The organism is Streptomyces sp. NPDC057445 (assembly GCF_042802855.1).
GTDB lineage: Bacteria > Actinomycetota > Actinomycetes > Streptomycetales > Streptomycetaceae > Streptomyces.
The window spans coordinates 1-12621 of record NZ_JBHVDH010000012.1 but is presented as its reverse complement, the minus strand read 5'-3'; the positions used below and the strand labels follow the sequence as shown (position 1 = coordinate 12621).

Here is a 12621-nt window from a genome sequence, read left to right as displayed (position 1 = left end):
GCTCAGCGCCCCCAGATCAAGGCCGCCCGCTCGTACGAAGCCGCGGTGAGGGCCACCACGAAGACGCCGAGCAGCCAGCCGGCCAGTACGTCCGTGAACCAGTGCACCCCCAGATAGAGCCGCGTGAAGCCTACGCCCAGCACCGAGACGGCGCAGATCAGCACCGCGACCGACCACAGCCGCGGGCCTGCTCCGAGCCGGCTCAGCAGCCAGAGCAGCAGCCCGCAGGTGATCGTGGCCGTCATGGCGTGCCCGGAGGGGAAGGCGGCGTAGTGCGCACTGTCCACCGGATCGGGCCAGTGCGGGCGCTCACGGCCGACAAGGGTCTTGAGCACCTGCTGCACAGCCGTGCCGAGGGCGCTCGCGGCCGCCACCCACAGCGCGAGCAGCCATCTGCGCCGCCACAGGAGGACGACCACGGCCAGGGCCGTCAGAACACGCATCGTCCACGGGTCCCACACCCAGTCGCTGAGGATCTGGTTCGTCCGGGTGAGCCCGGGCTCCGCGACGGCGGACTCGTGCAGTCCGTCCGCGACCGTACGGTCGAAACCGATCACCGGGGCCCAGCCGACGGCGACCACCACCAGCAGTACCACCGAGAGGACCGCCGTCAGGGCGGCGATACGGGAAGGGGGCGGGAGCGGAGCACGCGGCAGCGAAGAGCCTGTGGAGGGACGCATGGCGAAGATCTTGCCCGTGACCGCCGCGCCGAGACTATCCGAGAGCACTCAGCCCGGGCACGAATGCCACCAGCAGCGGTACGACCGGGACCAGCGCGGCCGTCGCGGTCAGCCGCAGCCGATGGCCGGCGGTGAGCCGGGGCACCGGAGCCAGCAGCCGGTTCACCCGCTGCGGCAGTTGCGCGTCGGGGGCCGGGCCGGGGCCGAAGACTCCCCGGTGCTCGTTCAGTTCCACCAGCGCCAGGGCGATGGTGAGTCTCCCGAACCTTCGCGAGGCGACATCGTCCGCGGCCAGTTCCACCAGCCGGTGCATCTCGTCCTGGAACGCGGCGAACACCGGCACCTGCGGAAAGCCGTTCGCCAGCGCCGCCGAGCAGTGAAGCAGCCAGTCGTGCCGCGCCCGCGCGTGACCCTGCTCATGGGCGAGCACCGCGTCGAGCTGACGGCCCTTCAAGCGGCGCAGAGCCGCGGTGGTGACGACCAGACGGGGCGCCGCGCCCGGCAGCCACCACGCCTCGGGGCGCTCACCCTCCAGCAGGACCAGGGGATCGCCGCGCGTGTCCTCTCCGGGCAACAAGGGGGAGCGCACATGGAGTTCGGCGCGGTGCTGCTTGCGCCGTCCGTGCGCCCGGTGTATCTCCCGGGTCAGCATCGCGCCCGTCCACAGCCCCCCGCACGCCAGCACCACGGCGAGAACCGCCGACCACGGGCCGTGCGCGCCCAGCGCGTATGCCTCCACCACCGCGCTCGGGGCGGACGCGAACACCTGTCCCCGTACCGCCTGCCAGGCCGCCGCGGCGCTGAACGTCATGGACAGTGCGAAGCACAGCAACACCGCTGCCACCAAGCATTGCCACACCCACAACGCCACCACCGGCTCGCGCTCCGGCCAGTCGGCCCGCGACATCAGCCGCGGGGTCACGACGGCGGCCAGTGCGCCGAGCGACAGCAGCGCGAGGGAGACCATCATGGGGGGCAGCCTATGAGCGGGGTGCTACTCCCGGGTATGGCCCTGCCGGCCAAGTGATGTACGCCACGATTTCACCGTCCGGTGCCTCACACGGTGAGCAGCATCGCCACCATGGCCACGCCCATCGAGACCCTGCAGGCCAGTGCCAGCTCGGGCCTGGCGCCCCAGGCCACGTCCCCACCGCCCGCGGGGGCGGCCACCGGCACCAGCCGTGCCCCGGACCGGAGCACGAACACGACGAAGTACACGAGCAACACCCCCGTGAGCGGTGGCACTCCGCCGGCGGCCGCGTGTCCGGCATGCGCCGCAGAGGCACCCGGGGCCATCGTCACTGCCATGTACACCATGGCCCCCGAGCCCACCACGTGATGCAGATGGTGCGCACTGACCGGCGCGCCGCGCGCCGCCCAGAGAGCCCGAAGTCCGGCAGCCGCGAAGACGGCGGCGTACACCGGCCAGGCCCACCGCGGCGGCGGTACGACAGCGGCAGGCAGGGCCATCGCGGCCATCCCGAACCCCATCACCGCCTCGCCGCCCGCAGTCCTGCGCTCCTTTCCGGCGCTGCTGCGCATGCGCAGCAGGCAGTACGCCCCCGACGCGGCGCACAGGGCGACGAGTAACCAGCCCGACATCGGCGGTCCGTGCACCGATCACCTCCCCGCTCGACGCTGTCGAGGCGGTGATGCCCGCACCGGGCACGGCGCATACGGGCGCACAGGCGTACACGGGGAGCTCGGGCCGGGCGTGCGGCGCCTCGGAGGGATGCGTCAGAGTGCGTCAGGAGGTGCTTCAGGGTGCTTCAGGGACGATGGCGCAGCGGGTGGTCCTCCGGCACCTCGACCACCGCGATCCGCACGCCGTCGGGATCTCTCAGCCACATCTCCACGAGGCCCCACGGCTCCCGCTTGGGAGGCTGCTCCACCGTCGCCCCGTGCGCCAGCACATGCCCGTAGGCGGCCTTGGCGTCCGAGACCTGGAGCCACAGCTCGATCCCGGGGTCCGGCGGGGTCGGTGAGCGCCCGGAGATCTCCAGGAAACCGCCGCCGAGGAAGTAGACCGTGCCCCGGTCCGGCCCGGTGCCGAACTCGCGGTAGATCTGCAGGCCGAGTACGTCCTCGTAGAAGCGCCGGGACCGCTCGGGATCGGTCGGCCGCAGAAGGATGCGGCTGCTCAGCACGTGCATCATGGTCAGCACAGTAGAACGGCACACCAGCGATCGGAGACCCGACACATGGACACCGCCCTGCCGCACGTTCCCTCCCGGCCGGCCTTCCGCGATGCCACCGAAGCCGATGTGCCCGAGCTCGTCGCGCTCATAGAGTCGGCCTACCGCGGTGACAGCAGCCGGGCCGGCTGGACCACGGAGGCGGACATCCTGGACGGGCAGCGGACCGACCCCGAGGGCGTGCTCCAGGTGATCACGGCGGAGAGCAGCAGGCTTGTGGTGGTGGAGCGCGACGGTTCCCTGCTCGCCTGCTGCCAGCTGGAACTGCGCGGTGACGCCGCCTACTTCGGAATGTTCGCGGTCCGGCCCGAACTCCAGGGCGGCGGGCTCGGCCGGCAGATCATCACCGAGGCCGAGCGCATCGTGCACGAGGCGTGGGGCGTCCGGGAGATGCACATGACCGTGATCTCGGTCCGCGACGAGCTCATCGCGTGGTACGAGCGGCGCGGCTACCGCCGTACGGGAAAGATGACCCCGTTCCCGTACGGCGACGAGCGCTTCGGGCTTCCCCGGCGCGAGAACCTTCAGTTCGAGCTGCTGGTGAAGGAACTCGGCTGAACGGATCGGTCGGGAGGGCGCCGGCGTTCGTTCCGGTCCCGGCGAAGCCATGGACCGGCCTCCCGCTGCCGGGAGACCGGCGGGCGTGCGTCAGGCGGTGAAGCGGACGGTGCGCCGGATCTCGGGGAAGTCGGTGGTCGCGCCGTCGAGTCCGAGGGCGCGCACCAGCCGCAGATGGTCCTGAGTGTTGACGACCCAGCCGAGGACCTTCAGGCCCTCGCCGTGCGCGTGTTCCACGGTCTCCATGGTCAGCCGGCGGATGTTCAGCGCGAGTGTGCCGGCGCCCACCGCCTGCGCACGCTCCACGACGTCGCCGTCCCAGCGGCTGGCGACCAGGGCCGTGCGCACCCCGGGCACCAGCGAGGAGATCTCCGCGACCGCCTCGTCGTGGAAGGACGACACCTCCACCCGGCCGACCAGATCGCGCCTGCGCATCACATCGGCGAGGGCCCGTGCCGCCGCGACGTCCTTGATCTCCGCCTGGAGCGGCGCGCTCACGGCGTCCAGAACCTCCTCGAAGACCGGGATGCGCTCCCCGCCGCCGGCGTCCAGCTCCTGCAGCTCGGCGAGTGTCTTCTCGGCGATCGGCCCGGTGCCGTCGGTCGTGCGGTCGACCTCCCCGTCGTGCATGACGACGAGAGCGCCGTCCTTGCTCAGATGGAGATCCAGCTCGATGACGTCCATGCCCGCCTGCTCGGCGCGGACGAAGGAACGGAGGGTGTTCTCCGGTTCGACACCCATGACCCCGCGATGACCGATGGTGAGGAAACTCAAGATCTTCTCGCTTCCGTCGATGGTTCGGGCTCGGATCGGCTGCGGCTCCCGCGCGGCACTGCCCCACGCGGCCCGGGCGCAGCCTAACGGCCCACGTTCACGGCGTAACCGGTCGTGCACAAGGCCGATGGGCCAGGAACCGGGCCGTTCCTGCCGCGGCGCCGGGGTACGCCTCACCCGCGCGTGGGCGCGTCATGCAGGACCTTGACGCATCGCATCGGCAGGAATGGTTTCCGGCCGCCGGGGGACACTCATCCTGTGTTCCGGGGGCTGGGACCGGCCTCTGGTCACAGACCGGAGTCGAAGCCTCCGTATCCGTGGAGAACAGCAAAATCTACGGCGACCACGGGGGGTCGGCAGGATAATTTCCCAAGGTCACACTTGTACGGAAGAGACACGCACGGATACGGTGTCTTGACGCGAGCTTCTCCCGTGAAGGAAGTGACATGACGGAAATTCTTGTGCAGGACGCTGTCGGTAGCGAAATAGCCACTGCGGCGCGGGTGGTCGAGCACCCGGCCTGGCGCACGCTCAAGGATGCCGTCGAGGAGATCCGGCCCTGGCAGTCCAAGGACGGCTCGATCGACTTCGACGCCGAGGGCGCTCCGGTGCGCGCGGCCGCCGAGTACGCCGTCGAGCGCCTGACGGCAGCGGTCGACGAGCTCTCCCCGCTCCTCCCGCACGACGCCGCCTACCACCGCGCGCTCGTCGCCGACCTGCGCAAGTGGGCCGACAGCGCCTTCGACGTGCCCGACTTCCTGGACTCGCTGCTCGCCTTCCAGCCCGCCGCGGACCGCAGGGACGGCCTCCAGCACCTGGTCGTCTTCCCCATGTACACGCAGAACGGCAACCCGGACCGCAACTTCGAAGCGGTCGTGCTGCGCATGGTCTGGCCCGAGTGGCTCGCCGAGCTGGAGGCCACTCGCTACGACAACCCGCTGTTCTGCGGCATCACCTTCGAGGACTTCACCGCCGGGTACGACACCAACTCGGCCGTCCTGTTCCCCGAGACCATCGCCGTACGTGAGGCCCCCGAGCGCTTCAGCTGGGGCGGAATCTTCTGCGACCGTGAGGCCGCCCGCTTCCGCCGCGTCACGGACGCGGCCGTGGAGACCCTGGGTGTGGAGCTGCCCGAGGACATCGCCGCGATGGTCCACGACCAGGAGCGCTGCGAGAAGGCCTTCGTCCTCTGGGACATGATCCACGACCGCACCCACAGCCACGGCGATCTGCCTTTCGACCCGTTCATGATCAAGCAGCGTCAGCCGTTCTGGATGTACGGGCTGGAGGAGCTGCGCTGTGACCTCACCGCCTTCAAGGAGGCCGTGAAGCTCGAGGCCGAGGGCAACGAGCACGGCCGCGACGTGCAGTACGCGGTCCTCTTCGACCGCATGTTCCGCTTCCCCGTGACGGGCGACCGCGTGCGCAACTACGACGGCCTCGGCGGTCAGCTGCTCTTCGCGTACCTCCACAAGCACGACGTGATCCGCTGGACCGACAACAAGCTGAAGATCGACTGGGAGCAGGCTCCCAAGGTCACCAACCAGCTCTGCGCGGAGATCGAGAAGCTGTACCGGGACGGCATCGACCGCCCGAAGCTCGTCCACTGGTTCAAGGCTTACGACCTGGTCTCCGACTACCTCGCCCCGCACCCCGGCTCCCGCTGGGCCAAGGGCCCGGACGCCCTGGACCTCACGCAGCCGCCGCGCAAGCTCGTGGACGATGTGCTTCCGGACGAGTTTCCGCTCAGCATGTTCTATGAGGCGCTCTCCAAGAAGCTGAAGGGCGTGATCGCCTCGACCAAGGGGATCACCGCCCGGAATGCCGAGCAGGCTGCCGCGTGAACTCTCGTACCGAGGAGACCAGCACCATGAAATCGAACGGCAACGGAGCGCTCGAAGGCGCCGTGATCGCGGTGGCCGGCGCGGCCGGACCCGCCGGCCGTGCCTGCCTGCTGCGGCTCGCCGAGGCCGGGGCGGTCGTCGTGGGCGCCGACGCCGACACCCAGCGGCTCGCGGAGGCCGTCGACGCCGCCCGCTACGCGCACGGCGGCGCCACCGTCACCGGGGACACCGTCGATCTGCTCGATCTGAACGCCACCCGCGACTGGGCGAAGCAGACCGAGAAGGAGTTCGGCCGCGTCGACGGCCTGGTCCATCTCGTGGGCGGCTGGCGCGGCAGCGCCACCTTCGCCGAGACGGAGCTGGCCGACTGGAACCTGCTGGAGAAGCTGCTGATCCGCACGGTCCAGCACACCTCCCTGGCCTTCCACGAGGCGCTGAAGCGCAGCGACAGGGGCCGCTTCGTGCTGGTCAGCCAGTCGGGGGCCGCCAAGCCCACGGAGGGCAACGCCGCCTACGCCGCGGCCAAGTCGGCCGCAGAGGCATGGACCCTGGCGCTCGCCGACGCCTTCCGCAAGGCTGGGGGCGAGGAAGGCCCGCGCACCGCGGCTGCCATCCTGATCATCAAGGCACTGGTGCACGACGCCATGCGCGCCGAGCGCCCCAATGCGAAGTTCGCGGGCTTCACGGATGTCAAGGAACTGGCCGAGGCCATTGCCGGAGTCTGGGACCGGCCCGCCCCGGAAGTGAATGGACAGCGTCTGTGGCTGACCCCCAAGCCGTGAGCCCTTCGAAGACCGTGACCACGGATGCCCGCCGGCATCACGACCCCGACGTGCGGGGCTTCGCCAGCGACAACTACGCGGGTGCGCACCCGGAGGTGCTGGCGGCCCTCGCCATGGCCAACGGCGGCCACCAGGTGTCCTACGGCGAGGACGAGTACACGGACCACCTTCAGCGGATCATGCACAGCCACTTCGGATCGTCCGCGGAGGCGTTCCCCGTCTTCAACGGCACGGGAGCCAACGTCGTGGCGCTCCAGGCGCTCACCGACCGCTGGGGTGCGGTCATCTGCGCCGAGAGCGCCCACATCAACGTGGACGAGGGGGGCGCACCCGAGCGGATGGGCGGTCTCAAGCTGCTGACCGTACCGACGCCGGACGGCAAGCTCACGCCCGAGCTGATCGACCGGCAGGCGTTCGGGTGGGACGACGAGCACCGGGCCATGCCGCAGGTCGTCTCGATCACCCAGAACACCGAGCTGGGCACCGTCTACACGGTGGAGGAGATCCGCGCGATCGTCGAGCACGCGCACGGCCTCGGCATGAAGGTCCACCTCGACGGGGCACGGATAGCCAACGCCGCCGCCTCGCTGAACGTGCCGATGCGGGCGTTCACCAACGCGGTCGGCGTGGACGTCCTGTCGTACGGCGGCACCAAGAACGGGATGCTCTTCGGCGAGTCGGTCGTCGTCCTCAACCCCGACGCCGTCAGCCACATGAAGCACCTGCGCAAGCTGTCCATGCAGCTCGCCTCCAAGATGCGGTTCGTCTCCGTGCAGTTGGAGGCACTGCTCGCCAAGGACCTGTGGCTGCGCAACGCCCGGCACTCCAATGCCATGGCGCAGCGCCTCGCCGAGGGTGTGCGGGCGGTCGACGAGGTCGAGATCCTCTATCCGGTGCAGGCCAACGCGGTCTTCGCCCGGCTCCCGCACGACGTGAGCCTGCGGCTCCAGAAGCGCTTCCGCTTCTACTTCTGGGACGAGGCGGCCGGTGACGTCCGGTGGATGTGCTCCTTCGACACCACAGAGGACGACGTGGATGCCTTCGTGCAGGCGCTGAAGGAAGAAATGGCCCGATAGCCCGGGTTCCACCAGTTCTTTCTTTCCGAGGGGCTGTCCGGCGTGCTGCCGGGCAGCCCCTCGATCCGTGGGCCGCGTGGCTCAGTCGAGCCCCGGCCTGCCCCCGCCCGCCCCGTCGGCCGCCGCGACACGCCGCAACGTGCGGCTCAGCAGACGCGCGTACAGCCGCTGGAACACGGGTACGAGCGGGCCCGCGAGCCGTGTGTACCACCGGGCCGGCCTGGAGAACGCCGTCACCGCGAACCACACCGTGCCGTCGCCGCCGAGTTCGATGACGAACGACTCCTCGCCCTGCTCGGGATGTCCCGGCCGGGTGCCGTAGGCGAACCCGCGGCGGCTCCCGCTGTCCACCACCCAGATCACCCGGCAGGGTGCGCAGAAGCGCAGCGGGCCGAGGCCGATGGACAGCTCGACGTCGGTCTCCGGCTCTGCGCGCGGCGCGGCCGCCCGTACCCGCGCACCCGACGCACGGTGCATCCGCCAGGTGACGACCGCGTCGCCCGCGGCTTCGAAGGCGGCGCGTCCGTGGCCGACGGCGACGCGGTGCCGGAGGTGGTGGTAGCCGTCCGGGAGGGGGGCGAGGCGGGTGGCGCCGGCCTCGGCGTAGTTGAGTGGGGACGAGTTGTCCATGCGACTCTCCTCGGGTGCGCGCTTCATGTGTTCGGGACCGGTGCCGGGGCCTTGCGGAGGGGCTCGACGGTCGTACGGGTCAGCCGCTGCCAGGCCAGTACCGAGCAGAGCGCGAAGCCGAGCGCGTTGCCGAGGCCGTGGGTGGCGGCCATCCAGGCCAGGTTCGGGTGCGGCAGGCCGGTGGCCTCACCCACCGCCCAGCTCAGGGCCAGGAGCATGGTCGCCACCAGGACGGCCGCCGAGACCGCGAGCAGGGCTCTGCCGAGCCGCTCCCCGGTGGCGGTACGGATGTGCCGCCATGTCAGAAGGGCTACGACCCACATCCCGGCTGTCAGTACGAGCGCCCCGGCCAGCTCGGCCACGTCGTTGACGAAGTACCCGGCGAGGACGAGCAAGGTGCCGGAAGGGACGCTCAGGGCCGCGAAGCGGCCTGCCGGGCCGTCCGACGCACGGGAGACGAGTCCGGCCACCAGCGCCGCCGCGAAGCCGGCGAAATGGAAATGGGGCACGGTCAGGGCCAGGATCTCCAGGTCGAAACCGAACAGCCGGTGGCCCGAGCGCTCGGCGACCAGAGCCGTCCCGGCGACCGCCGGAGTGACCAGAGCGGTCAGGGTGGCGATCTCCGCGGGAGCGAGCGAGCGGGTGTGTCTCAGGCGTACGGGCGCGCAGAGGGCGAGTGCGACGGTGGACAGGGCGTACACCGCGGCCAGGACCGTGGCGACGGGCCCGCGCGGCAGCCAGAGGGCCACTGCCCCCGGGGCGGCGAGCAGCGGCCAGAACCGGCTCAGCAGCACCGGACCCGGGGCGCCGATGAGCCGCAGGCCCAGCGGAACGATCACGAGCATGCCCAGCATCACGATCGCGTTGACCAGCATGGTCATCACACCCACCCCTCCCTTTTGAACGCGTTCAAGGCCGCTGGGCGTGAGCATACGGCTACTCTTGAACGTGTTCAAGTGAGTTGAACGGACTGGACCGCGTGGTGTCGTACAGTGGACCATCTAGGCCTGTCCGTCGCGCTGGGAAGCGCTGAAGCAAGGCAGACGATGACCCTTACGCTCACGGTGTCCGACGAAGTGCGCACCCTCGTACCCGGCTTCAGTCACCTCGCGGTCGAAGCCCATGGCCTGGTCAACGGACCGAGCAGCGAGGTCGGTTCGGCGCTGCTCGACGATGCCGCCCGTCGGCTCGCCGAGCGGCTCGACGGGCGTGCGCCGCACGAGGACCCCCACATGGCCGCCTGGCGCGCGGCCTACACCGCGTTCGGTGCCAAGCCGTCCCGTACGCGCAACTCGGCAGAGGCTCTCGCCAGGCGCGCCCTGGCGGACGGCGGGCTGCCGCGCATCAATCTGCTCGTGGACGCGTACAACGCGATCAGCGTGGCCCATCTGATCCCCGTCGGCGGCGAGGACCTGGACCGGGTCCAGGGCGGCATGCGCCTTGTCCGGGCCACCGGGGAAGAGCCGTTCACGGTCGTCGCGGCGGGTCAGGAGACCGTGGAGCACCCAGAGGCGGGCGAGATCGTGTGGTGTGACGACGAGGGCGTCACCTGCCGGCGTTGGAACTGGCGGCAGGGCCCGCGTACCCGGCTCACCGAGGAGTCCGTGAACGCCGTCTTCCTGCTGGAGTCGCTGGCCCCCATGACGGCCGGCGAGCTCGAGGCCGCGGGTGCGGAGCTCGCCGAGGTGCTGACGAAGCTGAGCCCCGGGGTGCGGATCACCGTCGGCACCCCGGAGTGAAGTTTCGGCCCCTTCGGCTCCGCCGGCCTCGCGGACCTGCGGTTCCGGCCTGTCCCGCGGCTTCGCGGCCGACGGTCAGCCGGCCTCGCGGACCTGCGCCGGAGTGGGCGCCGTACCCCCGAGATGCGCGGGGACCCACCAAGTGTCGTTCGCGTCCTTCGGGCGCACGGGATAGGCGCGCTGCGCCGCCTCGAGCAACTCCTGCACCCGCTCGCGCAGCCGCCGGGTGATCGCGCCCGCGTACTGGTCGGTCGGCGCCTCCATGGGCTCCCCGACCCGGATCGTCACGGGGATGTGGCTGCGCTTGAGGTGCTTCGGCCGCCCCTTGGTCCACAGCCGCTGGGTGCCCCACAGGGCCATCGGGATCAGCGGGACCCCGGCCTCCTGGGCCAGTCGGGCCGCACCCGACTTGAAGCTCTTCAGCGTGAACGACTGGGAGATCGTCGCCTCGGGGAAGACTCCGACGATCTCGCCGGAGCGCAGCGAGTCCAGCGCGTGCGCGAACGCCGCCTCGCCCTGCGTGCGGTCCACCGGGATGTGCTTCATCCCGCGCATCAGCGGACCGGAGATCCGGTGCCGGAAGACGGAGTCCTTCGCCATGAAACGGACCAGCCGCCTCTGCGGCAGCGCCGCCAGGCCGGAGAAGATGAAGTCGAGGTAGCTGATGTGATTGCTCACGAGCACCGCACCGCCGGAGCGCGGAATGTTCTCCGACCCCTGAGTGTCGATCTTCAGGTCGAGCGCCTTGAACATCGTGCGAGCGGCGCCGACGACCGGCCGGTAGACGAGCTCTGCCATCTGTGGGGAGACCCTTCGTTAACTGTGCCCGGGTAGGGTTCGCCCGGCGGAAGTTACGCAGCCGTAGGTTTTCGGCAATGGGCAGATCGTGCCCCATGTGCGGCGTAACGGCCAGTCCTGGGGGCCCCGTACGGCGAGATTCTCGTCACGTCGCGTCACCGGACGGGAATCCTTGCGGCGGGCGAGGCGCTGCGTCGGACGATGAACGGACATGTGAACGGACATATGGAGAAGCTCCGAACGGCAGACCTGGGCGCGGAACTGGGGGAGCGGGCGACGCTCGTGCAGTTCTCCAGCGCCTTCTGCCAGCCGTGCCGCGCGACCCGCCGGACACTCGCCGACGTGGCGGCCATGGTCGAAGGGGTCGCCCATGTGGAGATCGACGCCGAGAAGAGGCTCTCGCTGGTCCGGGACCTGGAGATCCTCCGCACGCCGACGGTGCTCGTGCTGGACGCGGCGGGCCGGATCGTACGGAGGGCCTCCGGGCAGCCGCGCAAGGCCGATGTCATCGCCGCACTCGGCGCAGCGCTCTGACGCGTTGTCCGGGCTCCGTGACGCAGCTCGCATATCGCGGAACCAACTTGACTGCACCGGCCATCAATCGTCAGTCTGACGACATGCCGCCTCAACTCCTTCTCCACGGCCGGGCGCATGTGGGCCTGGCACGCGACGCGAGTTCGCGCTGTCCGGGTACCTGAGCAGTCACGGACCCGTTCGCATCCCCCGCAGAAGGACGACTTCATGCCGACCACGCCCCGTCTCGGCACTCCTCGACCGGCATCTCCCGAACTGCTTCGCTCCGTTTTCCGCCTGCACGCGGCCGGCGTGGCGGTCATCACGGCGCGAGGGGACCGTCCCGTCGGCTTCACCGCCACGTCGCTCAACTCCGTGGCCGCCGAGCCTCCGCTGATCTCGTTCGGGATCGGCACGACATCGTCCAGCTGGCCGGTCGTCTCGCAGGCCGAGCACATAGGCGTTCACATACTCGGCGAGCATCAGCGCGAACTGGCCGCGACGTTTGCCCGCAGCGGCGCCGACCGCTTTGCCCCGCCCACCGGTTGGCGTACCGGGCCGGAGGACGTTCCGGTGCTCGACGGCGTGTTGGCCTGGCTGGTCTGCCGGGTCGTCGCCCGGGTGCCGGCCGGGGACCATCGCATCGTCATCGCCGAGGTCGTCGCCGGTGATCCGGCGGGAGCCGGGCGTCCGCTGCTCTATCACCAGGGGCGCTTCAACGCGCTGAGGGACTGAGAAATCCCGGTTACGCAGCGTTGTCAACGTCACAGTTCCAAGCGCTTGCTCATGGGGCAGGCTCCCGGTGTACTGACGAGTAATATTTCGTTCGGAGTGCCGGTCGCCCCGACCGGAAACCCCGCCTTCAGGCGCCTATGCTGCCTGCACAAGGCAGGCCCCTGGCCTTCGGTACGGGGGACCCACAGAAATGACGGATGCAGTAGGAGAGCCGGCGTGAGCTTGAGGATCGTTGTCTGTGTGAAGTACGTGCCCGATGCCACCGGTGACCGGCATTTCGCCGATGACCTGACCGTC

At 70.2% G+C, this 12621-nt stretch carries 15 protein-coding genes and 1 pseudogene; 8 read left to right on the top strand and 8 right to left on the bottom strand.

The annotated features are described in order from the left end of the window. Positions 1 to 2: 2 nt before the first annotated feature. The 4 genes from ACFU5O_RS23690 to ACFU5O_RS23675 all read right to left on the bottom strand — a co-directional run bounded on the left by ACFU5O_RS23690 (position 3) and on the right by ACFU5O_RS23675 (position 2836). Positions 3 to 680, bottom strand: coding sequence for a phosphatase PAP2 family protein (locus ACFU5O_RS23690; RefSeq protein ID WP_384243692.1), 678 nt, complete (start codon positions 678 to 680; stop codon positions 3 to 5). 34 nt (positions 681 to 714) lie between these two features. Next, complete coding sequence (locus ACFU5O_RS23685; protein WP_384243691.1) at positions 715 to 1650, bottom strand: M56 family metallopeptidase; 936 nt, start codon at positions 1648 to 1650, stop codon at positions 715 to 717. Between the two features lie 86 nt (positions 1651 to 1736). Next, the gene (locus ACFU5O_RS23680; RefSeq protein ID WP_384243690.1) at positions 1737 to 2297 is read right to left on the bottom strand and encodes a DUF5134 domain-containing protein; all 561 of its coding nucleotides are present in this window, start codon (positions 2295 to 2297) and stop codon (positions 1737 to 1739) included. A gap of 152 nt (positions 2298 to 2449) precedes the next feature. After that, a complete protein-coding gene (locus tag ACFU5O_RS23675) occupies positions 2450 to 2836 on the bottom strand; it encodes a VOC family protein (RefSeq protein ID WP_384243689.1) in 387 nt (128 codons plus the stop codon). A 45-nt stretch (positions 2837 to 2881) separates the two neighbouring features. Between ACFU5O_RS23675 and ACFU5O_RS23670 the strand changes: the two genes are divergently transcribed. Beyond that, the gene (locus ACFU5O_RS23670; RefSeq protein ID WP_384243688.1) at positions 2882 to 3433 is read left to right on the top strand and encodes a GNAT family N-acetyltransferase; all 552 of its coding nucleotides are present in this window, start codon (positions 2882 to 2884) and stop codon (positions 3431 to 3433) included. A 90-nt stretch (positions 3434 to 3523) separates the two neighbouring features. Here the strand turns inward: ACFU5O_RS23670 and ACFU5O_RS23665 are convergent, their stop codons facing one another. Continuing rightward, the gene (locus ACFU5O_RS23665) at positions 3524 to 4207 is read right to left on the bottom strand and encodes a glycerophosphodiester phosphodiesterase (protein WP_384243686.1); all 684 of its coding nucleotides are present in this window, start codon (positions 4205 to 4207) and stop codon (positions 3524 to 3526) included. Between the two features lie 446 nt (positions 4208 to 4653). On the opposite strand from ACFU5O_RS23665, the gene ACFU5O_RS23660 reads away from it, so the two are divergent. From ACFU5O_RS23660 to ACFU5O_RS23650, 3 genes are read left to right on the top strand one after another with little or no spacing between them, the layout of a single operon-like run. Continuing rightward, positions 4654 to 6051: a DUF6421 family protein gene (locus tag ACFU5O_RS23660; protein ID WP_384243684.1), complete on the top strand. Its 1398-nt coding sequence runs from the start codon at positions 4654 to 4656 to the stop codon at positions 6049 to 6051. 26 nt (positions 6052 to 6077) lie between these two features. Further along, positions 6078 to 6833 (top strand): SDR family NAD(P)-dependent oxidoreductase, encoded by a 756-nt coding sequence (locus ACFU5O_RS23655; RefSeq protein WP_384243912.1) that lies wholly within the window; start codon positions 6078 to 6080, stop codon positions 6831 to 6833. A gap of 14 nt (positions 6834 to 6847) precedes the next feature. Next, positions 6848 to 7909: a threonine aldolase family protein gene (locus tag ACFU5O_RS23650; protein ID WP_384243911.1), complete on the top strand. Its 1062-nt coding sequence runs from the start codon at positions 6848 to 6850 to the stop codon at positions 7907 to 7909. Between the two features lie 81 nt (positions 7910 to 7990). Here the strand turns inward: ACFU5O_RS23650 and ACFU5O_RS23645 are convergent, their stop codons facing one another. Continuing rightward, positions 7991 to 8539, bottom strand: a complete 549-nt coding sequence (locus tag ACFU5O_RS23645) for a DUF1990 family protein (protein ID WP_384243682.1) — start codon at positions 8537 to 8539, stop codon at positions 7991 to 7993. Positions 8540 to 8562: 23 nt separating this feature from the next. After that, a complete protein-coding gene (locus tag ACFU5O_RS23640; protein WP_384243681.1) occupies positions 8563 to 9420 on the bottom strand; it encodes a YndJ family protein in 858 nt (285 codons plus the stop codon). A gap of 165 nt (positions 9421 to 9585) precedes the next feature. Here ACFU5O_RS23640 and ACFU5O_RS23635 point away from each other — a divergent pair, with 165 nt between their 5' ends. Beyond that, positions 9586 to 10278, top strand: a complete 693-nt coding sequence (locus ACFU5O_RS23635; protein ID WP_384243680.1) for a B3/4 domain-containing protein — start codon at positions 9586 to 9588, stop codon at positions 10276 to 10278. Positions 10279 to 10353: 75 nt separating this feature from the next. Here the strand turns inward: ACFU5O_RS23635 and ACFU5O_RS23630 are convergent, their stop codons facing one another. Next, on the bottom strand, positions 10354 to 11076 hold the full coding sequence (locus ACFU5O_RS23630) for a lysophospholipid acyltransferase family protein (RefSeq protein WP_384243678.1): 723 nt from the start codon (positions 11074 to 11076) through the stop codon (positions 10354 to 10356). A gap of 201 nt (positions 11077 to 11277) precedes the next feature. On the opposite strand from ACFU5O_RS23630, the gene ACFU5O_RS23625 reads away from it, so the two are divergent. The 3 genes and pseudogenes from ACFU5O_RS23625 to ACFU5O_RS23615 form a co-directional block, all read left to right on the top strand. Continuing rightward, positions 11278 to 11610 carry a TlpA family protein disulfide reductase gene (locus ACFU5O_RS23625; protein ID WP_384243677.1) on the top strand — a complete coding sequence of 111 codons (333 nt, stop codon included), beginning with the start codon at positions 11278 to 11280 and terminating at the stop codon, positions 11608 to 11610. Positions 11611 to 11817: 207 nt separating this feature from the next. Continuing rightward, complete coding sequence (locus tag ACFU5O_RS23620) at positions 11818 to 12324, top strand: flavin reductase family protein (protein WP_384243676.1); 507 nt, start codon at positions 11818 to 11820, stop codon at positions 12322 to 12324. Between the two features lie 216 nt (positions 12325 to 12540). Then, positions 12541 to 12621 (top strand): annotated as a pseudogene (locus tag ACFU5O_RS23615) (electron transfer flavoprotein subunit beta); the annotation flags it as partial.

What these genes read in the sequence shown, in the direction of transcription:
- ACFU5O_RS23690 (WP_384243692.1), bottom strand. Translation starts at nt 680, where the DNA reads ATGCGTCCCTCCACAGGCTCTTCGCTGCCGCGTGCTCCGCTCCCGCCC.
- ACFU5O_RS23685 (WP_384243691.1), bottom strand. Translation starts at nt 1,650, where the DNA reads ATGATGGTCTCCCTCGCGCTGCTGTCGCTCGGCGCACTGGCCGCCGTC.
- ACFU5O_RS23675 (WP_384243689.1), bottom strand. Translation starts at nt 2,836, where the DNA reads ATGATGCACGTGCTGAGCAGCCGCATCCTTCTGCGGCCGACCGATCCC.
- ACFU5O_RS23670 (WP_384243688.1), top strand. Translation starts at nt 2,882, where the DNA reads ATGGACACCGCCCTGCCGCACGTTCCCTCCCGGCCGGCCTTCCGCGAT.
- ACFU5O_RS23660 (WP_384243684.1), top strand. Translation starts at nt 4,654, where the DNA reads ATGACGGAAATTCTTGTGCAGGACGCTGTCGGTAGCGAAATAGCCACT.
- ACFU5O_RS23655 (WP_384243912.1), top strand. Translation starts at nt 6,078, where the DNA reads ATGAAATCGAACGGCAACGGAGCGCTCGAAGGCGCCGTGATCGCGGTG.
- ACFU5O_RS23645 (WP_384243682.1), bottom strand. Translation starts at nt 8,539, where the DNA reads ATGGACAACTCGTCCCCACTCAACTACGCCGAGGCCGGCGCCACCCGC.
- ACFU5O_RS23640 (WP_384243681.1), bottom strand. Translation starts at nt 9,420, where the DNA reads ATGACCATGCTGGTCAACGCGATCGTGATGCTGGGCATGCTCGTGATC.
- ACFU5O_RS23635 (WP_384243680.1), top strand. Translation starts at nt 9,586, where the DNA reads ATGACCCTTACGCTCACGGTGTCCGACGAAGTGCGCACCCTCGTACCC.
- ACFU5O_RS23630 (WP_384243678.1), bottom strand. Translation starts at nt 11,076, where the DNA reads ATGGCAGAGCTCGTCTACCGGCCGGTCGTCGGCGCCGCTCGCACGATG.
- ACFU5O_RS23625 (WP_384243677.1), top strand. Translation starts at nt 11,278, where the DNA reads ATGAACGGACATGTGAACGGACATATGGAGAAGCTCCGAACGGCAGAC.
- ACFU5O_RS23620 (WP_384243676.1), top strand. Translation starts at nt 11,818, where the DNA reads ATGCCGACCACGCCCCGTCTCGGCACTCCTCGACCGGCATCTCCCGAA.